A 21,740-nucleotide genomic window follows, 5' to 3' on the forward strand; every position below is an offset into this window, starting at 1 on the left:
CTTCCTTGTGTTAACCAGACGGACATCTACGGCGGATGGTTGTAGAAACCTTCGCCGAGAATTGAGGAAAAGGGAGCCGTTCACACAACTCCCTCATACGTACGTGTGCTAAGCGGCGATCCTGATCTTCTTCGTCACCGTCACCTGGTCCAGGTCGGAGACCCGTACCGTCACGTTCATCGTCCACTCGCCCGCGATGGGGATGCTGACGGCGTCGGTCGCCCAGTAGCCGCCGCGGTCGGCCAGGCCGGCGGGCAGCGGGCCGATCCTCTGGGAGCCGAGAGTGAAGGAGAGGCGCAGCTCGGGGACGGTGGAGATGCCGCCGTCGGGCCCGAGGACGACCGCCTCCACGGAGTTCTTGCCGACCCGGCCCGGGTCCAGGGTGATCTGCACCTTGCCGTGGCCGTTCGGGGTGCCGACGTCGAAGGGGACCAGCGCCACGGCGGCCGCGGGGATGCCCGTCGTGGCCGTTGCCGCGCCCGACTCGGCCGCCTCGGCGGCCGCGCGGCCGGGCAGGGTGCCGGTGAGGATCGTGGTGAGGACCAGGACCACCACCCCGACGCCGACCTCGGCGAGGACAGAGCGGCGCAGCGCGCGACGGGCGTCGTGCCCGGACGGAAGCACCCGCGCTCCGGACGCCTCAGGTGCCTCAGGTGCCTCCGGCGGCACCGGTGCCGAGGCGCCGACCGTCTCCCGGACGCGCGCCGCCACGACTGGGGCCGTCGCGAGCCTCGCCGTCCAGCGGCGGGACCGGGAGGCCGCGGCCAGCAGCAGGGTCACCGCGGCGAGCTTGAGCAGCAGCAGCCTGCCGTACGACGTGTCGGTGAGCGCCTGCCACGATCCGAGGCCCCGCCAGGACTGGTAGACGCCGGTGACGACGAGGACCGTCACCGAGACGGCGGCCACCCGTGAGAAGCGGGCGACGACGACGGCCGGCAGCGGTGCGGAGCCGCGCTGGAGGGTGATGAGGAGGGCCGTGAGACCGCCCAGCCAGAGCGCCATCGCCAGCAGGTGCAGGACCGTCGAGGTCATCGCCACGGGGACCTGGATACCGGCCGAGGCGTGCTCCGCCGCCGCCCAGGTCAGCGCCAGGGCGACGGCGAGGACGGTGGCCGCGGCCAGCAGGGGGCGGGACGGACGCAGCGGGCGGGACCGGTCCGCGCTCCGGCGGACGAGCACCAGGTGAAGGACCGCGACGACAGCCAGGAGAGCGACCCTGGCCAGCAGGGCCAGACCCGGGCGGCCGGTCGCGGACCTGGTGAGGGCGGAGAGGTCGAGGGCGGTCACCGGGGAGGTGCCCTCCTCGTACGGGGAGCGCAGGACGAGGAGGAAGAGGGTGGCCGCCAGCAGCGCCCACCAGGCGGCCCGGACCGGCTTGCGCAGCGGGGCGGAGTCCGGGGGCCGGCACAGGGCGACGAAGGCCGCCGCGCCGATCAGCAGCGCCACGGAGAGGTACGCGGTGTAGCGGCCGATGTTGTAGAGGCCTTCGGTGACCGGGTTCTCGACCGGGCCGGTGGGGACGGCGGCCACGGTCGCCGACGGTTTGCCCACGGAGAAGGTGAGGGCACCGGAGACGGGGTGGCTGTCCGCCGACACGATCCGCCACGCCACGGTGTACGTGCCGGTGCCGAGCCGCTTCGGGAAGGTGATCCGGGCGGTGTCCGAACCGGCGGGACCGTGTTCGGCGTCACCGGTGGTCACACGGTGGTTGGTGGGGTCGTACACCCGGAACGAGTCGTCGAGCAGTCCGACGGACTCGGTGAACGTCAGGGTGACCGAGGTGGGGGCCGACTTGAGCACGGCGCCGTCGGCGGGGTCGCTGCCGCGCAGGGCCGCGTGCGCGGAGGCGGGGGCGGCGGAGCCGAGGAACAGGGCGGCCAGGAGGGTCCCCAGCAGGGCGGCGGCGCGCAGGGCGGCCCGGTGGGGGGCCGCGGTGCGCCGCCGGTCGTGTCCTTCGCTCACGTCACCGTCCTGAGTTCGGAAACACGTTCATGGGTCATACGGACGCGGGGTGCGACGTGCTCATTCTGTCCGCGGGCGGGCGGGGGCCGATCAGCCGGCCCCCGGGTCCGGGAAGGCGGCCGGCCGGGTGAGGAAGGCCAGTTGGGCGTGTTTCGCGGGCAGGTACACCTCCGGCAGGTCGATCTCCGGGAGGACGACGACGGGGCCCAGTTCGAAACCCTGGCGGCGGAAGCGGGCGATCGCCTTCGTGTTGCGGACGTCCGGGTCCACGACGACGCGACGGCGGCCGAGGGCGCGGAAGAGGTACACCGTGAACGTCGAGAGCAAGGCCGCCGTCCAGCCGGGGCGGCGGCCCTCGGGACCGGCCGGGGCGAGCAGGACGTGCACGCCGATGTCGCCGGGGCGGGCCTCGTAGCACTCGCTCACCCGGTCCGCCGCCGGCTCGTACGTCTGGAGGAGGGCGACCGGGACGCCGTCCTTCTCCGCGAGATGGGCGTGGTGGGTGTCGAGGCCGGCCATGTGGGCGTAGATCTCGGCGACCTGGGCGCGGGTCAGGCCGGTCATGCCCCAGAAGGCGGCGCGTTCCGCGGCGACCCAGGAGTGGACGGTGTCCGCGTCGCGCTCAGGGTCGAGGGGGCGCAGGCGCACGGTGCCGAAACCGGGCACGGTGTGGTCGAACTCTGAGGCGGGTCGCTGCTCAGACATCGGTGTCGGTCTCCTCCACGAGTTCCAGGCGGTCCCAGTCGGTGTCGACCGGGATCAGTTCTCCCTTGGTCCACAAGGCGAGTTGGTCGGTGTGATGGGCCGCGCCGGGGACGCCGTCCGCGCCGAGCGGGACCACCCAGAGGCTGTCCTCGCGGCGGGCCAGGTCCCAGACGTAGCGGGCGGCCGGGCCGCGGGCGGAGAGGTCGGTGAGGCCCGGGACGGCGGTGGTGCACAGCACGCAGTCGTGGTCGCCGGAGAGGGCGGGCCCGTCGTACGACCGCTCGGGCAGCGCCTGCCAGAGGGCGAGCCGGTGGGTGTCGCCCCAGGTGCCGGCCGGCCCGTCCGCGGCGGTCTCCTCGAGCGCGGCACGTACCAGGGCGGGGCGGTCGATGCCGTACAACTCCTCGGCGCCGAGCAGGTGTTCGAGTGCGAAGGCGATCCGGGGTGTGAGGGCCAGCCAGGGGAGCAGGGGCTCCGGGCAGGCGGGGGGCTCGGTGGGGGTTTCGGTGAGGGGGGCGAAGGCGGGGTGGGCGGCGAGGTGCCGTACGACCGCGGAGCGTACGGCCGCGTAGTCGGCGGCGGCCGTGCTGTCGGCGTCCATCCGGCGGTCCCAGGCGAGCAGGCGGTCGCGGAGGGCGGCGGCCTCGGGGGTGAGGCCGTCCAGGGCGGCGAGGCGGTCCAGGAGGGGGGCCGCGGAGGCGAGGTGGGTGTCCATGTGGATCGCGGACAGGTCGGCGGCGGACCAGGTGCGGCGCTCGTCGAGGAGGGCGCGGATGCGGTCGGCGCGGTGGGGCGGGGCGAACTCGACGCCGAGGGGTGCGGCGAGGCCACGCTGGTTGGCCATCACGGCGGCGCCGTCGGTGAGTTCGCCGTACGGCGTCTCGTGCCAGCCCCGCCATTCGTGGCCGGGGAGCCAGGCGGGTGCGAGGCGGGTGCGGTTGACCTGGGAGCGGAGGGGGACGCGACCGGCGACGCGGTGCAGGGTGCCGCCGGCGGTGTCGGCCGCGTGCACGACGTTGACCGGCTCGGCCCAGGCGTCGAGGGCCCGGTCGACGTCGGCGACCCGGCGGGCGCGGAGCAGCGGGAGGAGGGCGGTGAAGCCGAGGTCGTGGGTGACCCGGGGCGGGTAGCGCAGGGCCAGCGCCTCGGCCTCGCCCCCGGCGGCCGGACCGGCCACTTCGGTGATCACCGGCCCCCGGGGGGTTTCCAGGACTTCGATCCGCAGGGGCGGCTGCCCGGCCGTCTCCACCGTCTCCGTGTGGCGTTCGGCCTCGGTCCACACGCCGTCGGGGCCGAGCGCCAGCACCGCGCCGGTCTCCGTGCGGCGCAGGCGTTCCCGGTAGAGGTCCTGGTAGTCGGCCATCGCGTTGGTGATGGACCAGGCGACCGTGCCCGCGTGGGCGAAGTGGGCGATACCGGGGACCCCGGGGACCGCGAGGCCCACGACGTCGAACTCCGGGCAGGCCAGCCGGATCTGCTGGTAGACGCCGGGGGCCTCGAGGTAGCGGTGGGGGTCGCCGGCGAGCAGAGCCTGGCCGGTGGTGGTGCGGGGGCCCGCCAGCAGCCAGCCGTTGCTGCCGGCGGTGGCCGGCCCGTCCGTGGCGAAGAGCGGGACCGATGCCGGGCCCAGGTGCCGTATCGCCCGCTCGCGCCAGAGCTTGGCGGGAAAACCGGCGAACAGGATGTGGGTGGTGAGCCAGACGGCGAGCGGATCCCAGGGCTCCCAGGTGCCGGGGGTCAGGCCGGTGCGGGCGAACTCCGGGGTGCGGGCGGCACCGGCCGGCAGTCCCTCGTTGACACCGGCGGTGTACGACCGTACCCACTGAGCCGTCTCCGGGTCCCGTCTCTCCAGCGCCTCGAAGCAGCGTCTCGCGGTGTCCGCGAGCCGGGCCCGGCGGGCGAGGACGTCCCAGGCGACGGCGGAGGGGCCGAGGAAGGACGCGGACGTGCCCTGGGCCCGGTGCCGTTCCACCTCCAGCTGCCAGGCCCGGTCGTGGGCGGTGACCCGGCCCTGGGCGCGGGCGAGTTCGCGGGCGCTCCCGGCGCGCAGATGCGGGATGCCCCAGGCGTCGCGGTACGTCTCGATGGTCACCCTGTGACACCCCTTGCCTGAGGTTAGCCTTGCCTAAGTTGAATCGTGGGGAATCGTACGGGAGGGGTAAGGGGGTCATAGAGAGCGGGGTTTCACGGGCGCGCGGGGCGGGGCCGGGCGCGGGATCATCGAGCCATGGACGCCGACACCAATGACTCCGCCGGGCTGCGCCTCGCGCAGGATCCCGAGGCCGACGAACTCCTCAGCCGCAGCAGGCTGGCCGCGCTCACCGGGATGCTGCTGGACCAGCAGGTGCCGATGGAGTGGGCGTTCAAGGGGCCGGCGACGATCGCGCGCCGCATGGGCACGGACGACCTGGACGCGCACGAGATCGCGGCGCAGGACCCGGAGGCGTTCGCCGCGCTGCTCTCCGAGAAGCCCGCGGTGCATCGCTACCCCGGGTCCATGGCGAAGCGGATCCAGCAGCTGTGCCAGTACCTCGTCGAGCACTACGACGGGGACGCCGAGGGCATCTGGCGTGACGTCGACAGCGGCGCGGAGCTACTGAGGCGGCTTCAGGAACTGCCCGGGTTCGGGAAGCAGAAGGCGCAGATCTTCCTCGCGCTGCTGGGCAAGCAGCTGGGGGTGCGGCCGACGGGGTGGCGGGCGGCGGCGGGGGCGTACGGGGAGGCGGCGGCGTTCCGGTCGGTGGCCGACATCACCGGGCCGGAGTCGTTGGCGAAGGTGCGGGCGCACAAGCAGGAGATGAAGGCGGCGGCGAAGGCTGCGAGGGCTGCGAGGGCTGCGCGGGGCGACGGTGGGTGACGGGGGCTGCGCGGGCCGATGATAGGTGACGGTGGGTGCAGCGGGCTGGTGTGCGTCGGTGCGTAGTTGGCTGCGGGTGCTTCGTGGCTGGTCGCGCAGTTCCCCGCGCCCCTTTGGTAGGGACGGTCGACGGAGTTGTGACGTGCCCCAGTCCGGGTGGCGACGGTCGACGGAGTTGTGTCGCGTCCCCGTCCGGGTGGCGACGGTCGGCGGAGTCACCCGGTTGGGCTCCTTCTGGTGGCGACGGTCGTGGTCCGGGGCTCCCCTGGACACATGACCGAGCCTCCCAGCACCGGCCCCGCCGACGACGACCGGAAGGCTCATGCCGCCGGTGCCGGGCGGCATGAGGCCGAACCGCCGTTCGAAGGGCCGCTGCACTCACTCGCCAAGGCCGCCTGGCAGACCGTCCTGATCACCGGGATCGCCTCGCTGATCCTCGGCATCCTGGTCCTGGTCTGGCCCGGCGCCTCGCTGCTCGTCGCCGGTGTGCTCTTCGGCATCTACCTGCTGATCAGCGGCATCTTCCAGCTGGTCGCCGCCTTCGGCACGCACAAGACGACCTCGCTGCGCGTACTGGCCTTCATCAGCGGCGCGCTGTCCATCCTGCTGGGCCTGTTCTGTTTCCGCGGCCCGCTGGAGTCGATCCTGCTGCTCGCCCTGTGGATCGGGATCGGCTGGCTGATCCGCGGCATCACCCAGACCATCGCCGCGGTGCACGATCCGGCGATGCCGGCCCGCGGCTGGATGATCTTCCTCGGGATCGTCACCTTCATCGCCGGCATCGTGCTGATCGTCTCGCCGTTCCAGTCGGTCGCCGTACTGACCCTGGTCGCCGGCATCTGGCTGGTCGTGGTCGGCATCGTCGAGATCGTCTCCTCGTTCGGCCTCCGCGGCCGCGCCCAGCACATTCCGCGGACCGTGTGAAAAGCGTCAACCTCGCGCCCCGCAGATACGCCGAGCGAGCGGTTCTGGCGCCCGGCGCGATGAACACCCCCCACCCCGCGGGGAGATGACCGCCATGAGCAGCGGACCCGCGTACGGCCGCCCGCGGCCCGGCTCCGTCCGGCTGCGGGCCCTCGTACCGCTGCTGCTCGCCCTGCTGCTGACCGGCGCCCCCACGGCGGTCCTCGCGGCCACCGCCCCGACCGCCGCCTCCTCCTCGGCCGGGACCGCCGAGCACGACGTCCTCGACACCCCGCTGCGACCGGCCGGCCGCGCCGTCCACCGCGCCGACGTCCCCCAGCGCCCCGCGCCGCTCCCGGCCACGGGGCCCACCGACCCGGCGGACCGTGACCGGCGGCCGGCCTGCTCTGCCGCCGCGCGCCCGCCGTACGCCACACCCCTGCTGCGCACCGTGGTCCTGCGCTGCTGACCGGCCCGACACCCCGCACCCCAGTCAGGCAGTCAGCTCTACGCAAGGAACACCGTCATGTCCTCAGACCCGTACGCGGTCCTGCGCGCCCTGCTGCGCGCCGAGGCCGTTCGCAGTACCCCCAAGCCGGCGGAGAAGGCGGCCGAGCCGCAGAGGCCCGGACTCCAGGAGCCCAAGCGCGGTTGAGCCCACCGGGGCTGAGCCGGGCGGCCCGCACGGGCGCCCGGCTCACCGGCGCCTGCCGCTCACCGGCGCCTGCGGGCCGTGCCGAACAGGGAGCGGGTGATCTCCCGGCCGAGCTGGGTGCCCACGGAACGGGCGAGGGACTTGAACATCCCGCTGTTCACGACCTGTTCGACGAGCGAGGGTTCCTCCTCGTGCGCCGGGGCCGGGGCCTCCTGGAGCTTCTCGTACGCCGACTCGCGGTCCACAGCCTGTGCATAACGCCCGTGGAGAGCGGACGCCCGGACCGCCGCGTCCAGCTCAGCCGGGTCGACCGGGCCCATCAGGGACTCCGGGGCCCGCAGCCGGGTCGCCGCGACCGGCGTCGGGGCGCCGTTCTCACTGAGCACGGTGACCACGGCCTCGCCGGTGCCGAGCCCGGTGAGCAGCTCCGCGAGGTCGTACGGCGACTTCGGGAAGGTCCGCACGGTCGCCTTCAGCGCCTTCTCGTCCTCGGGTGTGAACGCCCTGAGCGCATGCTGGACACGGCTGCCGAGCTGCGCGAGGACGTCGGACGGTACGTCCTTCGGGGTCTGCGTGACGAAGAAGACGCCGACCCCTTTCGAGCGAATCAGGCGCACGGTCTGGGTGATCGAGTCGAGGAACGCCTTCGAGGCGTCGTCGAAGAGCAGGTGCGCCTCGTCGAAGAAGAAGACCAGCTTCGGCTTGCCGGCGTCGCCGATCTCCGGGAGGTCGTGGAAGAGGTCGGCCAGCAGCCACATCAGGAAGGTGGAGAAGAGCAAGGGCTTCTCCTGGACCGCGGGGAGCTCCAGGACCGATACGACACCGCGGCCGTCCGGTGCCGTACGCAGGAGGTCGGCCGTGTCGAACTCCGGTTCGCCGAAGAAGTCCGCCATGCCCTGCGCCTCGAAGGCGGTCAGGGAGCGGAGGATCACGCCCGCCGTGGCCGTCGACAGGCCGCCGATGTCGCGCAGTTCGGCCCTGCCCTGGTCCGAGGTGAGGAAAGCGACCACCGCGCGCAGGTCCTTGAGGTCGATCAGCTCCAGGCCCTTGGTGTCGGCGTAGTGGAAGATCAGGCCGAGGGACTGCTCCTGGGTCTGGTTGAGCCGGAGCACCTTGGCGAGCAGCACCGGTCCGAAGCTGGTGACCGTGGCGCGGACGGGGACGCCGTGGCCGAGGCCGCCGAGCGCGAGGAACTCCGCGGGGAAACCGGCCGCCGTCCATAGCTGGCCCACCTGCCCCGCCCTGGCCCGGACCTGCTCGCCGCCCGGCGCGGGGCGGGAGATGCCGGACAGGTCGCCCTTGACGTCCGCCAGGAACACCGGGACGCCGTGGGCCGACAGCTGCTCCGCGATCAGCTGGAGCGTCTTGGTCTTGCCGGTACCGGTGGCGCCGGCGACCAGGCCGTGCCGGTTGAGCACGGACAGGGGGACGCGGACCGGGACGTCGGGGCGGCACCGGCCGTCCCAGAGGAGGGCACCGAGGTCCAGCGCCGGGCCGGTGAAGGCGTACCCCGAGGCGATCGCCGCGACCGGGGGCGGCACCGGGGCGCCGGCCGCCTCCGCTCCGGCGGCATCGCCGGCACTCGTCATCGGACCACCTGTTTCCCGTTTTGTGTTTTTGATGACCTTTACGGCGTCTTTTCCAGCGTCGCACTCGGTCGCCATGGCTGCGCCCGGAACGTCAGGACCGGTAGGCTTTCCGTGTGATCTTCAAGCGCATCGGAAACGGCCGGCCGTACCCCGACCACGGCCGGGAGAGCACCCGGCAGTGGGCGGACGTCGCACCGCGCCCGGTCCGCCTCGATCAGCTCGTGACGACCAAGGGGCAGCTCGACCTGGAGACCCTGCTCGCCGAGGACTCGACGTTCTACGGCGACCTCTTCGCGCACGTCGTGAAGTGGCAGGGCGACCTGTACCTGGAGGACGGACTGCACCGCGCGGTGCGCGCCGCCCTCCAGCAGCGCCAGGTGCTGCACGCGCGCGTGCTCGAACTCGACTGACACCGGTCCGGACGCCACTCGCCACCCGCCGGTTGCCCCTTTCGGGTTGGACCGCACACCGTCGGATGATCATCTATTAGTCAACGCACCCGCGGCGCACTACGCTGCGCTCATGAGCATGCTGACTCCCCCCGGCATGGGCGGCCAGTACCGGATCACAGGGGACAAATACCCTCGCATGCGCCCGCGCCGGCGGCGTGCCCGGCTGACCCTCTCCGTGGTCGCCACCGTCACCGCGCTCGGCCTGGTCGGCTGGGGCACACTGCAGCTCATCGACGTCTTCACGGGCGGCGGCGGGACGGCCTCGGCGGCCGGTTCCGCGGGTGACTGCGTCAAGCAGGCGGCCGCGAGCCCGAGTCCGGCGGCGGGGGCGTCCACCGCGGCGCTGCCGAAGCCCGCGCAGATCACGGTCAACGTCTACAACGCGACCACCCGTACGGGCCTGGCCAAGGACACCGCGGACGCGCTCAAGAAGCGCGGCTTCAAGATCGGTGACGTCGGGAACGCGCCGGAGAGGTTCGACTCGAAGGTCAAGGGCACGGCGGTGCTGCTCGGCCCGGCGTCCGCCCTGAAGACCTCCCTGCCGGTCCTGGCCACCCAGCTGACGGCGGCCGACCAGCGCACGGAGGCGGGCCGCAAGGGCACCGCGGTGGACCTGATCATCGGCGACGCCTTCAAGGCCCTCACCCCCCAGGCAACAGCCGCCAGGGCCATCACAGCCCTGTCCCACCCCCAGCCGAAGGCAGCCCCGAAGAAGGACTGCTAAGAGGAAAACTCAGCGCCGTTCACATCTGAACCGCCCCGTACGACAGCGCCCCGCCAGGGGCGCGGGGAACTGCGCGACCGACCACGACACAACCCGCAGCCGCCAACACACACCCAGCACTACAGCGCCCCGCCAGAGCGCGGGGAACTGCGCGACCGACCACGACGCACCCGCGGCCGCCGACACACACCCAGCACTACAGCGCCCCGCCAGGGGCGCGGGGAACTGCGCGAGCGGCCAGGACGCACCCGCGGCCGCCGACGCACTCACGCCCTCCACGGCGCCAAGGCGCACGGCGCCCCGCGTCGAGGCGCCCCGCCGTCTACTCGGCCGCGCCGTAGAGGCGGTCCCCCGCGTCGCCCAGCCCCGGCACGATGTACCCGTGCTCGTTGAGGTGGTCGTCGACCGCCGCCGTCACCACCGTGACCGGGGTCCCCGCCAGCTCGCGCTCCATGACCTCGACGCCCTCGGGAGCGGCCAGCAGCACCACCGCCGTGACGTCGTCGGCGCCCCGCCTGATGAGCTCACGGATCGCCGCCACCAGCGTGCCGCCCGTCGCCAGCATCGGGTCCAGGACGTACACCTGGCGCCCGGAGAGGTCCTCCGGCATCCGCGAGGCGTACGTGGACGCCTGGAGCGTCTCCTCGTCGCGGATCATGCCCAGGAAGCCCACCTCGGCGGTCGGCAGCAGCCGGACCATGCCGTCCAGCATGCCGAGCCCGGCCCGCAGGATCGGCACCACCAGCGGGCGCGGCCGGGCGAGCTTGACGCCGGTCGTGGCGGCCACCGGGGTCCGGATGTCGACGGCCTCGGTCCGCACGTCCCGCGTCGCCTCGTAGGCGAGCAGGGTGACCAGTTCGTCGGCGAGCCGCCGGAACGTCGCGGAGTCGGTGCGCTGGTCGCGCAGCGTGGTGAGTTTGTGAGCGACCAGGGGGTGGTCGACGACGTGGAGACGCATGCCGACAACAGTAACCGCGCCCGACCGCCGTCCGACCGCCGCCCGCGCAGGTCCGGGCTGTTCCACCCTGGCATCAAACCCTCCGTCCGGGGGAAAGTGGGAGTGTCGGAGTGGGGTGATCTGACTGTGTCCGAACTTCCTGAACCGCTTGAACCGCCCGACCGCGCGTACGGCGCCCCCGAGGGCGAGACCGAGGCGGAGCGGCGCCGTCGCCGGGCCCGCTTCCTGCGCGATCTCGCCGAGGCGCGGGCGCTGCGCGACCGGGTCCAGCCGCGCCGGGCGAAGGTGGCCCGGCTGCGACACGCGATGCGCATGCGGACGTTCCGCTGGTAGCCGTCGGCAGGAGTCCGCGAGAGTCCGCAAGAGTCGTAAAGGCGATCCTTCGGCAAAGATCCACTGCGGGTGGCGCGTTGCGGTCCGGCACGGGGAAGGCCGTGCGTGGACCGCGGGAAAACCCGCGTACGATCCGCAGGTGGCGGCAACGAGTGCGCTGGTGACTGCGGTCACGGACGTATGGATGCCTCTTTGCATACGTGCGATCAAAACTGCCAGACACAGGGAGCCGAAGACGTCCCCTGAGCGCCATGTTTCTGCCACGATTCCGAGTGGGTGGGGCTCGGAGCACAGCTCTCTCCGCCCAGAACCTCCGCCGGGGGGACCCCCAACCGGCACGCCTAAGACCAGTGGGAGAGTCACGGTGTACTTCGCCGCACTGCTCGCGCGCACCGAAGACGGGTGGGAAGCGAGCGACACAGAGCTCGACGATGTGGAGACCCTGTCGGACCTGGCCGACCTGGCCCGGGAATCGGCGCCGGACGCCGACGACACGGTGCTCGTCTTCATCGAGCAGGAGGACGCGTGGTTCGGTGTCGTGCGCGTCGACGGTGAGGAGGACCCCCGGGTCTTCGTCTCCAACGCCGCCGCAGCCGCCCGCAGCTCGTACGGCGAGCTCCTGCTCACCGACGAAATGCTCGGAAGGGAGCCCAAGGACGACGTCGCCGACCTGGACGCCCTCGACCTCGACGGCACCGAGGACGGTGAGCCGGAAACGGAGGACGACGACGACGCGGACGGTTCCGCCGTGCCCTCGGGCCCGGTCGGCGACGCCGGGATCCTGGACGACCTGGGCGTGAGCGCGAAGGAGCTGCTGACGCTCGAGGAGGACGCGCTCGGCGACATCGCGGAGGCCCTGGGCGCCTCCGACGTCCTGGAGACCGTCCGCTGACGCTCCACCGCGAGGCATCCGGGCCCCCGGACCCGGTACGCGACCGCTGGCGGGCCGCGATGCGACTCGCCCTGGACGAGGCCGGGCAGGCCGTCCGGGGCGGGGACGTCCCCGTCGGCGCCGTCGTGCTGTCCCCGGACGGTACGACGGTCCTCGCGGCCGGCCACAACGAACGCGAGGCCACCGGCGATCCCACCGCGCACGCCGAGGTCCTGGCACTGCGCCGGGCCGCCGCGAGGCTCGGGGAGTGGCGGCTCACCGGCTGCACCCTGGTCGTCACGCTGGAGCCCTGCACGATGTGCGCCGGCGCCCTGGTGCAGGCCCGGGTGGACCGGGTCGTCTACGGAGCCCGCGACGAGAAGGCGGGCGCCGCGGGGTCCCTGTGGGACGTCGTACGGGACCGGCGGCTGAACCACCGTCCCGAGGTCGTCGAGGGCGTCCTCGCCACGGAATCCGCCCGGCTGCTCACGGAGTTCTTCCGCGCCCGCTGAGCCGCCGCTCCGGAGGCCCGCCCCGGGCCCCGAATACCGATTTCAGAGCACGGCCCCCGGTGCTGTAGGGTCTCCCTCGGTAGCGTGTCCGAGCGGCCGAAGGAGCTCGCCTCGAAAGCGAGTGTGGCGCAAGTCACCGAGGGTTCAAATCCCTCCGCTACCGCTCTGAGAAGGGCCTGGTCCGGCGGACCGGGCCCTTCGGCGTGTCAGCCGGCCGGCTCGGGGCGCTTGCCCGCGTAGTTCCAGACGAGGGCGCCGAACACCGGGGTGTGCAGCATGAACAGCAGCCAGAGCCACCTCGGGACGTACCGGACCCGTTCCGCCGGGGTGCGGGCGCAGTCGAGCAGCGCCGCCACCACGAACACGATCAGCAGGGTGACGAGTCCGTAGGCCGTCGCCGTCATCATCATCCGCGCTCTCCCTCTCCCGCTTCCGCTTCGTCACCCCCTCATCGGACCGGCGCCCGCGATCGGTTCACGCTTCGGAGCAGAAAAAAATCCGGCATCCATCGTGCCGCCGGTCATACAAAACGATCGGAGCGTTACACTCGCGCCCGGCAACAGGGGGCAACCAGGGGAGAGGCCAGGTGGCGGTGAACGCCAAGAAGCTCGCCGTCTACGCACTCGTGGTCTTCGCGCTGTACGTGATCATCACCGACCCGCCCAGGGCGGCAGACTGGGTCCAGATAGTCTTCCAGGGCATATCGGACGCCGCGAAGGCCGTCGGCGACTTCTTCACCTGGCTGGCCAACGGGGCGAAGTAGACCCCCCGGGAGTAACCCATGATCCGCCATCTGGTCCTCTTCAAGCTCAACGAGGGCGTCGAGCGGGACGATCCGCGCGCCGTCGCGGGCGCCGCGGCGTTCTCCGCGCTCGGTGGCGTGATCGAGGACCTGCGCTTCTGGGAGTGCGGCTGGAACGTCACCGACCGGCCCATCGCCTACGACTTCGCGATCAACTCGGCCGTCGAGGACGCGGCCGCGCTGAAGCGGTACCTGGAGCACCCGGACCACCAGGCGGCCGCCGCGCAGTGGCGGGAGTTCGCCACGTGGGTGATCGCCGACTACGAGTTCTGAACGCCCCGCCCTTTTCGGATCACGGCCCTCCGCCCGGACAGGCGGGGGGCTTTCGTGCGCTCTATGCCCCAACTTGCCATCACTTGAACTCAACACGGGGTAACGGGGTGCTTGCACACAGTGCACATGTCTTGTGATGCTATGACCGCTTTTGACGGATGATTGACCGATGAAGAGGTGGCGTTGACCGTGTCGGCCAGTTCTGCGCCGCCCCAGGAAGAGGCGCCCGCCCCCGCCCAGCCCGCCGACCAGAACCCGGCCCAACCTCCCGCCTCTCCCGCCCAACCTCCCGCCCAGGCGCCCGCTCCGGCCCCGGAGAAGCGCCGCGGCGCCGACACCCGGGCCCTGACCCAGGTGCTCTTCGGTCAGCTCAAGGACCTCAAGCCGGGCACGCCGGAGCACAACCGGGTGCGCGCGGCGCTCATCGAGGCCAATCTCCCTCTCGTACGCTACGCGGCCGCCCGTTTCCGCTCCCGCAACGAGCCCATGGAGGACGTCGTCCAGGTCGGCACCATCGGTCTGATCAACGCCATCGACCGCTTCGACCCGGACCGGGGCGTACAGTTCCCGACGTTCGCGATGCCCACCGTCGTCGGTGAGATCAAGCGCTACTTCCGCGACAACGTCCGCACCGTGCACGTCCCGCGGCGGCTGCACGAGCTGTGGGTCCAGGTCAACAGCGCGACCGAGGACCTGACCACCGCCTTCGGCCGCTCTCCCTCCACCGCCGAGATCGCCGAGCGGCTGCGGATCAGCGAGGACGAGGTGCTGTCCTGCATCGAGGCCGGCCGGTCGTACCACGCGACCTCCCTGGAGGCCGCCCAGGAGGGCGACGGGCTGCCGGGCCTGCTGGACCGCATCGGGTACGAGGATCCGGCCCTGGACGGCGTGGAACACCGCGACCTGGTCCGCCACCTGCTGGTCCAACTCCCCGAGCGGGAACAGCGGATCCTGCTGCTGCGCTACTACAGCAACCTCACCCAGTCCCAGATCAGCGCGGAGCTCGGCGTCTCCCAGATGCACGTCTCCCGTCTCCTCGCCCGCAGCTTCCAGCGCCTGCGCTCGGCGAACCGCATCGAGGCCTGACCCCGCGCCCGACGGGTCCGTTACCGGGCCGAGACCCGCCCCGGACGGCCCGGTACGGCCGTAACCGCAAACAGGATCGAGCCATCACCGCCGCGAGCGAATCGCTCACCAGCGCACTTCCCGACAATTGAGGGGCGAAAAACCGTCAGACCCCTTGTATCCAGGGCTGATTCACATTTCACATGTCGACATGTCACTACAGCGTGTTGCCGACATGTGACATTCTGCGGGAAGCGCGTTTGCCAGGGCTCCGGCTCCGGTATTCAGGTGAAGGCATCGTTCCTCTCGAGGGAACACCGCCGCGACCGTCCCGCGACCCAAAGGGGGTGGCATGTCCGCAGAACAGGGCAGCTCGAAGGTGCTCACGCCCACGAAGAGCGAGGCAGCGCCCAAGGAGCTCGACGCCATCGACGTGCTCGACAGCATCGATGGCGCCATCGACGGCGCTCCGGCGCTGGAGGCCCCTCCGACCCCGGAGCTCCCGGGTACCTCGGAGGCCCTCGACACCCGCACCCTGTCCCGCTCCCTGTTCCTGCGCCTCGCCGCACTCGAAGAGGACAGCCCCGAGCGTGCCTACGTCCGGGACACCCTGATCGAACTCAACCTCCCGCTCGTGCGCTACGCGGCAGCCCGCTTCCGCAGCCGCAACGAACCGATGGAGGACATCGTCCAGGTCGGCACCATCGGCCTGATCAAGGCGATCGACCGCTTCGACTGCGAACGCGGCGTGGAGTTCCCGACGTTCGCGATGCCGACCGTGGTCGGCGAGATCAAGAGGTTCTTCCGGGACACCTCGTGGTCGGTCCGCGTCCCGCGCCGCCTCCAGGAGCTGCGGCTGGCCCTCACCAAGGCCAGTGACGAGCTCTCCCAGAAGCTGGACCGTTCCCCCACGGTGACGGAACTGGCGGCCGTCCTGGGCGTCTCCGAGGAGGACGTCGTCGACGGCCTCGCGGTCGGCAACGCGTACACCGCCTCCTCCCTCGACTCCCCGGCCCCCGAGGACGACGGCGGCGAGGGCTCCCTGGCGGACCGCCTCGGCTACGAGGACACGGCTCTGGAGGGCGTCGAGTACCGCGAGTCCCTCAAGCCGCTCCTCGCCAAGCTGCCGCCTCGCGAGCGCCGGATCATCATGCTCCGCTTCTTCGCGAACATGACCCAGTCCCAGATCGGCGAGGAGGTCGGCATCTCCCAGATGCACGTCTCCCGCCTGCTGACCCGGACGCTGGCGCAGCTGCGCGAGGGCCTGATCTCGGACTGAGGGTTCCGAACTGACGAGGCGTCAGCCACACTGGCGCGATGTCTCCTCGCCGGACACCCATGACCCGGAGCGGCCGACACTCCGCCAGGAGCAAGGCGCCGCCGGCCCTCACAGCGAGGCCGGCGGCCCCGGTGCCGCCCGTGGCAGTGGCCTCGGCCACCGGCTCCACGCGCCCGTGCGGGGCGACGCGGAGACGGTGGGTCGCGGTGGGATCGCTGGTCGGGCTGTGCCTGGCCGGCTCCCTCACGGCCTGCGGGGGCGGCAGCGGCGGCGGCTACACGGCGGTGGGTGCGGCCGGCGGCCCGGAGGAGACCTCGGCGAGACCCACGGGTTCGGTGACGCTGGTCCCGCTGGACGGCCCGAAAGGCACGACGAGCGGACCGACAGCGTCCACGCACGCACCGGCGGGTACGACGACGGGCGGGGCGGCTTCCGCGTCGGACGGCACCGCCGGCTCGGCGGACGGCACCGGCGGCTCCGTGGACGGTACCGGCGGCTCCGTGGACGGTGCGGGCAACTCGGTTTCCGGCACGGTGCCTTCGGCTCCGTCGCCCTCCGGCTCCGCCTCCCGCCCCGGCACCGGCCGGCCCCAGCCGTCCGGCCCCGCGGAGTCGAACTCCCCTAAACCCAGCGCCCCTTCAGCCGCCGCCCTCACCTGGAGCGCCCCCACCCGTGAGGCCACGGACCGGCGCTGGTGCGAGAAGGTGACGGTGTCCTTCCGCAACTCCGGTGGCACGGCAGTGCGTTCCGGGACGGTCACGCTCGGCACGCACATCATCGACCTGCTCGGCATCGACTGGTCGACGATCACCACCACCCGGGCGCTCCCCACTCCGATCGGCCCCGAGTCCCGTACGGACAAGACCTGGACGGTCTGCGTCGACGACTGGCGGGTGCCGCTCGGCATGCACATCGAGACCCGGATCGTGACGGTCGACTGGAGCTGAGGCACCGCGGCCGCCCCGCGTACGAGCCACCGGGGACACGACGAAGGCCCCGAGGACGAGCCCCCGGGCACGAGCCACCGGGGGCACGGCGAAAGCCCCGGGCACGAGCCACCCGGGGCGCGACGAAAGCCCCGGGCACGAGCCACCCCGAGTACGAGCCGTCCCGGGCACGACGAAAGCCCGGGGTGGGGAACCCCGGGTTCTTCGTTGCCGCGGCACTGCCGCGCCGCTGCCGCGACCGTCGTACCGGCGACCCCGACCTCGGCCTCGGCCTCAACCCCGTCCTTGTCCCCGGCCTCGGCCGTCTTACATGAGCGCGAGCCAGGCGACCGCCGCCACCACGACCACCACGGCGACGACGCCGAGGATCAGGCCGAGGCGGGGGCCGGAGGAGGAGTAGGTGGTCGCCGTCTGCTGGGAGGTCTGGGGGGCCTCGTCGACGAACGCGCGGAACATCTGGGTGCTGCCTGCGGGGTCGTGGTTGCCCTGGGGGCCCTGGGTGTTAGCCATGGCCCGAGACACTAGCGAATCCAGGGGTGTCGCCCAAGTGGGGGGCTGCCAGGGGTCGTTTCTGCCCCCACCTGCGTGTTTACGTTCGCAATACTTGCCTTTGCCAAGTTTTTAGCCCGAGCCCGGCCGTTTTATTTGCCTGTGGCAACCAAGCAGTTCTATGGTTGCCCCAAGCAACGAATACGGGAGGTGTGATGGCGGAGCAGGCGCAGTTCGAGGAGCTGGCGCGTCAGCTCAGCGCCGTCGGAGCCGTGAAACGGGACCTCGCGCGGATCCTGCCGCACGAGTGCCCGGCCGGCTCCGCCGCGGTGCTGACGCTGCTCGGCCGCCACGGTTCCATGCGCATGAGCAAGCTCGCCGAGCTGCTCGCCGTGGACATGTCCGTGACCAGCCGGCACGTGGCGCACGTCGCCGAGCGCGGCTGGATCGAGCGGTCCCCCGACCCGGCGGACAAGCGTTCCCGCATCCTGCGCCTCACCCCCACGGGCGAGGCGACCCTCCAGGACCTGTCCCGGCGCAGCACCGCACTGCTCACCGAGCGGCTGAGCGACTGGACCGACGAGGAGGTCGAGCAGCTGATCCGGCTGATGACCCGGCTCAGCGCCAGCTTCGGCGACTGCCGGGCCACGCCCCCGCATCCCCGGCCCGCCGTCGGCACGGCGCCGGCCCAGGGGAGCCCGAAGGCCACGACCGGGTCCACGCTCGCCTCCGCCGCCCGCGCCCCCACCCCCGTACTCGACGCTCTCGAACCGACCACCCGTACACCCGCATAACACGTAGGAAAAGGAAGCCCATGGCAACGACCACACCAGCCGGTGTGCGGGCTCACGCAAAGCCGCACGGGGGAGGCTCCGTCGAGCAGACCCCGATGACGCACCGGCAGATCATGGAGGCCATCTCCGGCCTCCTGCTCGGCATGTTCGTGGCGATCCTGTCGTCCACGATCGTCACCAACGCGCTGCCGCACATCATCACCGACCTGGGCGGCGGCCAGTCCGCGTACACCTGGGTCGTCAGCGCCTCGCTGCTGGCCATGACCGCGACCACCCCGCTGTGGGGCAAGCTGTCGGACCTGTACAGCAAGAAGGCGCTCGTCCAGATAGCCCTGATCATCTACGTCGCGGGGTCCGCCGCCGCCGGTCTGTCGCAGAACGCCGGCATGCTGATCGCCTGCCGTGTCGTGCAGGGCATCGGCGTCGGCGGTCTGTCGGCGCTCGCCCAGATCGTCATGGCCGCGATGATCTCGCCGCGTGAGCGCGGCCGTTACTCCGGCTACCTCGGCGCGACCTTCGCCGTCGCCACCGTCGGCGGCCCGCTGCTCGGCGGTGTCATCACCGACACCTCGTGGCTGGGCTGGCGCTGGTGCTTCTACGTCGGCGTCCCGTTCGCCGTCATCGCGCTGATCGTGCTCCAGAAGACCCTGCACCTGCCGGTCGTGAAGCGGGACGTCAAGGTCGACTGGTCCGGCGCCTTCTTCGTCGCCGCCGCCGTCTCGCTGCTGCTGATCTGGGTCACCTTCGCCGGTGACAAGTACGACTGGATCTCCTGGCAGACCTACGCCATGGTCGGCGGTTCGATCGCCCTCGCGCTGATCTTCATCCTGGTCGAGTCGAAGGCCAAGGAACCGATCATCCCGCTGCGGCTGTTCAAGAACCGCACCATCACGCTGGCCTCGCTGGCCTCGCTGTTCGTCGGTGTCGCCATGTTCACCGGCACGGTGTTCTTCAGCCAGTACTTCCAGCTGGCCCGCGACAAGTCCCCGACGATGTCGGGTGTGATGACGATCCCGATGATCGGCGGTCTGTTCGTCTCCTCCACCGTCTCCGGTCAGTTCATCACCCGCACGGGACGCTGGAAGGCCTGGCTGGTCAGCGGTGGCGTCCTGGTGACGGCGGGCCTCGGCCTGCTCGGGACCATCCGCTACGACACGGCGTACTGGAAGATGTCGATCTTCATGGCGCTGCTGGGTCTCGGCATCGGCATGATGATGCAGAACCTGGTGCTCTGCACGCAGAACCAGGTCGCCCCCGCCGACCTCGGCTCGGCCAGCTCCACGGTCACCTTCTTCCGGTCCCTCGGCGGTGCGGTCGGCGTCTCGGCGCTCGGCGCGGTGATGGCCCACCGGATCACGCACTACGTGACCGAGGGCGCCGCCGCCCTCTCCCCCAAGTACCAGGCCGCCCTGGCCGGTTCCAGCTCCTCCAGCGACAGCCTGCCGGACCTGGGCAAGCTGCCCGCCCCGCTGCGCACCCTCATGGAGAGCGCCTACGGCCACGCCATCGCCGACGTCTTCCTGATCGCCGGCGGTCTCGCCGCCCTCGCGTTCGTGATCAGCCTGTTCATCAAGGAGGTCCCGTTGCGGACCAAGGGCGGGCTCGCCCAGGCCGCCGAGCAGGAGCAGCCCGCCGAGACCCCCGCGGAGACGGCCGTCGCCGCGGCCCCCGTCGCGGCCCCCGTCGCGGCCCCCGTCGCGAACCAGCAGGTCCCCAGCTGGGCCGCCCCGGTCGTGAACGGCGGCACCGAGAACGCCGTCGAGGCCACCCGGCAGTTCGCCGCCGTGGCCACCCTCGACGCCCCCGGTCAGCCCGCGGGCTCCGGCGGCACCCCGGTGCACGGCTTCGTGCGGGGTGCCGAGACCGCCCCGGTCCCCCAGGCCGCGGTCACCCTCATCTCGCTGGCCGGCCGCCAGCTCGGCCGTGCGGTCGCCGGCTACGACGGCTCCTACCGGCTGGACGCGCCCGGTGCGGGCTCGTACGTGCTGATCGCCTCCGCCGACGGCTACCAGCCGCAGGCCTCCACCGTGGTGGTGGGCGAGGACGCGCTGTCGTACGACATCCTGCTCAGCGGCACCAGCGGGCTGAGCGGTGTGGTGCGGGGGGCGGGCAGCGCGCTGCCGGTCAAGGACGCGATGGTCATCGTCACCGACGTGCGCGGCGACCTGCTGGCCACCGCGGCCACCGGTGAGCAGGGCGACTTCCGCTTCGGCGACCTGGTGCCCGGTGTCGTCACGGTCGCGGTGAACGCGGCCGGGTACCGCCCGCGCGCCCTGCCGGTCGAGATCGGCACCACCGGGGTCACCCGGATCGAGGTCGACCTGGAGGCCGGTGCCCAGCTCCAGGGTGTCGTACGGGCCCCGCACGGGCCGCTGGCCGACGCCCGCGTCACCCTCGTGGACGCGGCGGGCAACGTGGTCGGCACCGCCACCACCGGCGTGGACGGCGCGTACGCCTTCGCCGACCTGGACGGCGGCGACTACACCGTGATCGCGACGGGCTACCCGCCGGTCGCCACGGCCCTGAACGTCACCGGTGCCGGTGTCGACGGCCACGACATCGAACTCTCCCACCCGGGCGAGTAGTTCCCACTCCGGCCCGTGGCGGGCGCGCCCACAAGGAGGCGCCCGCCGCGGGCCGGTTCCATAGGGCCGATTTGTAATCGTTTTTTATTTTTCTGAGTATTCGCAGGGAGAAACGGGATGGGACTGACCGCGAGGATCCGCACCCGGGACGGATGGGCCGTGTCGCACGCGGTCGTCACGGTGACCGACATGACCGGCAGCCAGGTGCTGCGCGCCGAGGCCGACGTCGAGGGCACGGTGCGCGACCCGAACCCGCTGGTACCCGGGGCGTACACCGTCATCGTCACCGCCGTGGGCTACGCGCCCGCCGCCGCCAGCGCCATCGTCACCGCGAGCGGCCGCGCCGAGATCGGCACGGTCACGCTGGCCCGGCAGGGCGGCACCGAGCTGCCGCCGCCCGGTCCGTGGACCGTGGACCCGGCGCACTCCACGGTCGGCGCGGTCGCCCAGCACCTGGGCATCTCCAGCGTGCGCGGCCGTTTCACGGACTTCTCCGCGTCGATCGAGATCGCCCCGGACGACGTCACCAAGTCCCGCGTCCGGGCGGTCATCCGGGCCGCCTCCATCGACACCGGCAACGGCATGCGCGACACCCACCTGCGCTCCGCCGACTTCCTGGACGTCGAACGCCACCCGGAGATCACCTACGTCTCCACGGGCGTGACGGCCGCGGGCTCGGACCGCTGGACGGTGCACGGCGAGCTGTCCCTGCACGGTGTGGTGCGCCCGGTCGATCTCGACCTCGCCTACCTCGGCACCGGCGCCGATCCCTGGGGCGGCACCCGGGCCGCGTTCCGCGCGACGACCGAGCTGCACCGCGAGGACTTCGCGATGAACTACAACCAGGTCGTGCAGGCGGGCATCGCCGCGATCGGCACGACCCTGAAGGTGGAGCTGGAGATCCAGGCGGTACAGGGGGAGTCACTGCCACAGGCGTGAGGGTGGTGACGCCAGGGACAGGCTGAGCGGGCGCCCCGGCCCTAGG

Annotated in this window: 24 protein-coding genes and 1 tRNA gene; 18 read left to right on the forward strand and 7 right to left on the reverse strand. The window is 72.0% G+C overall.

Translation table 11 applies throughout. The features are described from left to right. Positions 1 to 108 precede the first annotated feature (108 nt). The 3 genes from MB828_RS09600 to MB828_RS09610 all read right to left on the reverse strand — a co-directional run bounded on the left by MB828_RS09600 (position 109) and on the right by MB828_RS09610 (position 4,759). A complete protein-coding gene (locus MB828_RS09600) occupies positions 109 to 1,911 on the reverse strand; it encodes a copper resistance CopC/CopD family protein (protein ID WP_430381357.1) in 1,803 nt (600 codons plus the stop codon). Positions 1,912 to 2,052: 141 nt separating this feature from the next. Continuing rightward, on the reverse strand, positions 2,053 to 2,667 hold the full coding sequence (locus MB828_RS09605) for a GNAT family N-acetyltransferase (RefSeq protein WP_301647805.1): 615 nt from the start codon (positions 2,665 to 2,667) through the stop codon (positions 2,053 to 2,055). Then, positions 2,660 to 4,759, reverse strand: coding sequence for a penicillin acylase family protein (locus MB828_RS09610; protein ID WP_301647806.1), 2,100 nt, complete (start codon positions 4,757 to 4,759; stop codon positions 2,660 to 2,662). The genes MB828_RS09605 and MB828_RS09610 overlap by 8 nt, the downstream gene beginning before the upstream one ends. Positions 4,760 to 4,894: 135 nt before the next feature. Between MB828_RS09610 and MB828_RS09615 the strand changes: the two genes are divergently transcribed. From MB828_RS09615 to MB828_RS09630, 4 genes are all read left to right on the forward strand, one after another. Beyond that, positions 4,895 to 5,524 (forward strand): HhH-GPD-type base excision DNA repair protein, encoded by a 630-nt coding sequence (locus MB828_RS09615; RefSeq protein WP_301647807.1) that lies wholly within the window; start codon positions 4,895 to 4,897, stop codon positions 5,522 to 5,524. A gap of 273 nt (positions 5,525 to 5,797) precedes the next feature. Next, positions 5,798 to 6,448: an HdeD family acid-resistance protein gene (locus tag MB828_RS09620; RefSeq protein WP_301647808.1), complete on the forward strand. Its 651-nt coding sequence runs from the start codon at positions 5,798 to 5,800 to the stop codon at positions 6,446 to 6,448. A gap of 94 nt (positions 6,449 to 6,542) precedes the next feature. Next, positions 6,543 to 6,896, forward strand: coding sequence for a hypothetical protein (locus MB828_RS09625; RefSeq protein ID WP_301647809.1), 354 nt, complete (start codon positions 6,543 to 6,545; stop codon positions 6,894 to 6,896). 57 nt (positions 6,897 to 6,953) lie between these two features. Further along, on the forward strand, positions 6,954 to 7,082 hold the full coding sequence (locus MB828_RS09630; RefSeq protein ID WP_301647810.1) for a hypothetical protein: 129 nt from the start codon (positions 6,954 to 6,956) through the stop codon (positions 7,080 to 7,082). Between the two features lie 59 nt (positions 7,083 to 7,141). On the opposite strand, the gene MB828_RS09635 is transcribed toward MB828_RS09630, so the two are convergent. After that, positions 7,142 to 8,671, reverse strand: a complete 1,530-nt coding sequence (locus tag MB828_RS09635; protein ID WP_301647811.1) for a helicase HerA-like domain-containing protein — start codon at positions 8,669 to 8,671, stop codon at positions 7,142 to 7,144. 113 nt (positions 8,672 to 8,784) lie between these two features. Here MB828_RS09635 and MB828_RS09640 point away from each other — a divergent pair, with 113 nt between their 5' ends. Then, positions 8,785 to 9,081 (forward strand): type II toxin-antitoxin system VapB family antitoxin, encoded by a 297-nt coding sequence (locus MB828_RS09640; RefSeq protein ID WP_003999914.1) that lies wholly within the window; start codon positions 8,785 to 8,787, stop codon positions 9,079 to 9,081. Between the two features lie 112 nt (positions 9,082 to 9,193). After that, a complete protein-coding gene (locus MB828_RS09645) occupies positions 9,194 to 9,847 on the forward strand; it encodes a LytR C-terminal domain-containing protein (protein WP_301647812.1) in 654 nt (217 codons plus the stop codon). 322 nt (positions 9,848 to 10,169) lie between these two features. On the opposite strand, the gene upp is transcribed toward MB828_RS09645, so the two are convergent. Next, complete coding sequence (gene upp / locus MB828_RS09650; RefSeq protein WP_133023817.1) at positions 10,170 to 10,805, reverse strand: uracil phosphoribosyltransferase; 636 nt, start codon at positions 10,803 to 10,805, stop codon at positions 10,170 to 10,172. Between the two features lie 126 nt (positions 10,806 to 10,931). Here upp and MB828_RS09655 point away from each other — a divergent pair, with 126 nt between their 5' ends. From MB828_RS09655 to MB828_RS09670, 4 genes are all read left to right on the forward strand, one after another. Further along, positions 10,932 to 11,138 carry a hypothetical protein gene (locus MB828_RS09655; RefSeq protein WP_046726395.1) on the forward strand — a complete coding sequence of 69 codons (207 nt, stop codon included), beginning with the start codon at positions 10,932 to 10,934 and terminating at the stop codon, positions 11,136 to 11,138. 364 nt (positions 11,139 to 11,502) lie between these two features. Continuing rightward, positions 11,503 to 12,030 (forward strand): hypothetical protein, encoded by a 528-nt coding sequence (locus tag MB828_RS09660; protein WP_301647813.1) that lies wholly within the window; start codon positions 11,503 to 11,505, stop codon positions 12,028 to 12,030. A 59-nt stretch (positions 12,031 to 12,089) separates the two neighbouring features. Next, positions 12,090 to 12,521, forward strand: coding sequence for a tRNA adenosine(34) deaminase TadA (tadA, locus tag MB828_RS09665; protein WP_133023815.1), 432 nt, complete (start codon positions 12,090 to 12,092; stop codon positions 12,519 to 12,521). A 78-nt stretch (positions 12,522 to 12,599) separates the two neighbouring features. Next, positions 12,600 to 12,684 (forward strand) — tRNA-Ser (locus tag MB828_RS09670). A 43-nt stretch (positions 12,685 to 12,727) separates the two neighbouring features. Here MB828_RS09670 and MB828_RS09675 read toward each other — a convergent pair. Then, the gene (locus MB828_RS09675) at positions 12,728 to 12,931 is read right to left on the reverse strand and encodes a PLDc N-terminal domain-containing protein (RefSeq protein WP_301647814.1); all 204 of its coding nucleotides are present in this window, start codon (positions 12,929 to 12,931) and stop codon (positions 12,728 to 12,730) included. A gap of 176 nt (positions 12,932 to 13,107) precedes the next feature. On the opposite strand from MB828_RS09675, the gene MB828_RS09680 reads away from it, so the two are divergent. The 5 genes from MB828_RS09680 to MB828_RS09700 all read left to right on the forward strand — a co-directional run bounded on the left by MB828_RS09680 (position 13,108) and on the right by MB828_RS09700 (position 16,887). Next, positions 13,108 to 13,284 (forward strand): hypothetical protein, encoded by a 177-nt coding sequence (locus tag MB828_RS09680; protein ID WP_165941485.1) that lies wholly within the window; start codon positions 13,108 to 13,110, stop codon positions 13,282 to 13,284. Positions 13,285 to 13,302: 18 nt separating this feature from the next. Continuing rightward, a complete protein-coding gene (locus MB828_RS09685) occupies positions 13,303 to 13,596 on the forward strand; it encodes a Dabb family protein (protein ID WP_133023813.1) in 294 nt (97 codons plus the stop codon). 183 nt (positions 13,597 to 13,779) lie between these two features. Further along, positions 13,780 to 14,682: an RNA polymerase sigma factor SigF gene (locus tag MB828_RS09690; RefSeq protein WP_301647974.1), complete on the forward strand. Its 903-nt coding sequence runs from the start codon at positions 13,780 to 13,782 to the stop codon at positions 14,680 to 14,682. 331 nt (positions 14,683 to 15,013) lie between these two features. Beyond that, positions 15,014 to 15,940 carry an RNA polymerase sigma factor SigF gene (locus tag MB828_RS09695; protein ID WP_133023812.1) on the forward strand — a complete coding sequence of 309 codons (927 nt, stop codon included), beginning with the start codon at positions 15,014 to 15,016 and terminating at the stop codon, positions 15,938 to 15,940. A gap of 206 nt (positions 15,941 to 16,146) precedes the next feature. Continuing rightward, positions 16,147 to 16,887, forward strand: coding sequence for a hypothetical protein (locus tag MB828_RS09700; RefSeq protein ID WP_301647815.1), 741 nt, complete (start codon positions 16,147 to 16,149; stop codon positions 16,885 to 16,887). Between the two features lie 306 nt (positions 16,888 to 17,193). Here MB828_RS09700 and MB828_RS09705 read toward each other — a convergent pair whose 3' ends face one another. Next, positions 17,194 to 17,397, reverse strand: coding sequence for a hypothetical protein (locus MB828_RS09705; RefSeq protein ID WP_046726388.1), 204 nt, complete (start codon positions 17,395 to 17,397; stop codon positions 17,194 to 17,196). Positions 17,398 to 17,591: 194 nt separating this feature from the next. On the opposite strand from MB828_RS09705, the gene MB828_RS09710 reads away from it, so the two are divergent. The 3 genes from MB828_RS09710 (at position 17,592) to MB828_RS09720 (ending at position 21,694) form a co-directional block, all read left to right on the forward strand. Further along, a complete protein-coding gene (locus MB828_RS09710; protein ID WP_301647816.1) occupies positions 17,592 to 18,170 on the forward strand; it encodes a MarR family winged helix-turn-helix transcriptional regulator in 579 nt (192 codons plus the stop codon). 20 nt (positions 18,171 to 18,190) lie between these two features. Continuing rightward, the gene (locus tag MB828_RS09715) at positions 18,191 to 20,755 is read left to right on the forward strand and encodes an MFS transporter (protein ID WP_301647817.1); all 2,565 of its coding nucleotides are present in this window, start codon (positions 18,191 to 18,193) and stop codon (positions 20,753 to 20,755) included. A gap of 117 nt (positions 20,756 to 20,872) precedes the next feature. Then, positions 20,873 to 21,694 carry a YceI family protein gene (locus MB828_RS09720; protein WP_133023808.1) on the forward strand — a complete coding sequence of 274 codons (822 nt, stop codon included), beginning with the start codon at positions 20,873 to 20,875 and terminating at the stop codon, positions 21,692 to 21,694. Positions 21,695 to 21,740 lie beyond the last annotated feature (46 nt).

The sequence above is a fragment of the Streptomyces arenae genome (genome assembly GCF_022343545.1).
In the GTDB taxonomy this organism is placed as follows: Bacteria; Actinomycetota; Actinomycetes; order Streptomycetales; family Streptomycetaceae; genus Streptomyces; species Streptomyces humi.

Excerpts from the sequence above, each read along its gene's own strand:
- MB828_RS09605 (WP_301647805.1), bottom strand. The coding sequence starts at position 2,667 with ATGTCTGAGCAGCGACCCGCCTCAGAGTTCGACCACACCGTGCCCGGT.
- MB828_RS09615 (WP_301647807.1), top strand. The coding sequence starts at position 4,895 with ATGGACGCCGACACCAATGACTCCGCCGGGCTGCGCCTCGCGCAGGAT.
- MB828_RS09620 (WP_301647808.1), top strand. The coding sequence starts at position 5,798 with ATGACCGAGCCTCCCAGCACCGGCCCCGCCGACGACGACCGGAAGGCT.
- MB828_RS09625 (WP_301647809.1), top strand. The coding sequence starts at position 6,543 with ATGAGCAGCGGACCCGCGTACGGCCGCCCGCGGCCCGGCTCCGTCCGG.
- MB828_RS09630 (WP_301647810.1), top strand. The coding sequence starts at position 6,954 with ATGTCCTCAGACCCGTACGCGGTCCTGCGCGCCCTGCTGCGCGCCGAG.
- MB828_RS09635 (WP_301647811.1), bottom strand. The coding sequence starts at position 8,671 with ATGACGAGTGCCGGCGATGCCGCCGGAGCGGAGGCGGCCGGCGCCCCG.
- MB828_RS09645 (WP_301647812.1), top strand. The coding sequence starts at position 9,194 with ATGAGCATGCTGACTCCCCCCGGCATGGGCGGCCAGTACCGGATCACA.
- upp (WP_133023817.1), bottom strand. The coding sequence starts at position 10,805 with ATGCGTCTCCACGTCGTCGACCACCCCCTGGTCGCTCACAAACTCACC.
- tadA (WP_133023815.1), top strand. The coding sequence starts at position 12,090 with ATGCGACTCGCCCTGGACGAGGCCGGGCAGGCCGTCCGGGGCGGGGAC.
- MB828_RS09675 (WP_301647814.1), bottom strand. The coding sequence starts at position 12,931 with ATGATGATGACGGCGACGGCCTACGGACTCGTCACCCTGCTGATCGTG.
- MB828_RS09685 (WP_133023813.1), top strand. The coding sequence starts at position 13,303 with ATGATCCGCCATCTGGTCCTCTTCAAGCTCAACGAGGGCGTCGAGCGG.
- MB828_RS09695 (WP_133023812.1), top strand. The coding sequence starts at position 15,014 with ATGTCCGCAGAACAGGGCAGCTCGAAGGTGCTCACGCCCACGAAGAGC.
- MB828_RS09705 (WP_046726388.1), bottom strand. The coding sequence starts at position 17,397 with ATGGCTAACACCCAGGGCCCCCAGGGCAACCACGACCCCGCAGGCAGC.
- MB828_RS09710 (WP_301647816.1), top strand. The coding sequence starts at position 17,592 with ATGGCGGAGCAGGCGCAGTTCGAGGAGCTGGCGCGTCAGCTCAGCGCC.
- MB828_RS09715 (WP_301647817.1), top strand. The coding sequence starts at position 18,191 with ATGGCAACGACCACACCAGCCGGTGTGCGGGCTCACGCAAAGCCGCAC.
- MB828_RS09720 (WP_133023808.1), top strand. The coding sequence starts at position 20,873 with ATGGGACTGACCGCGAGGATCCGCACCCGGGACGGATGGGCCGTGTCG.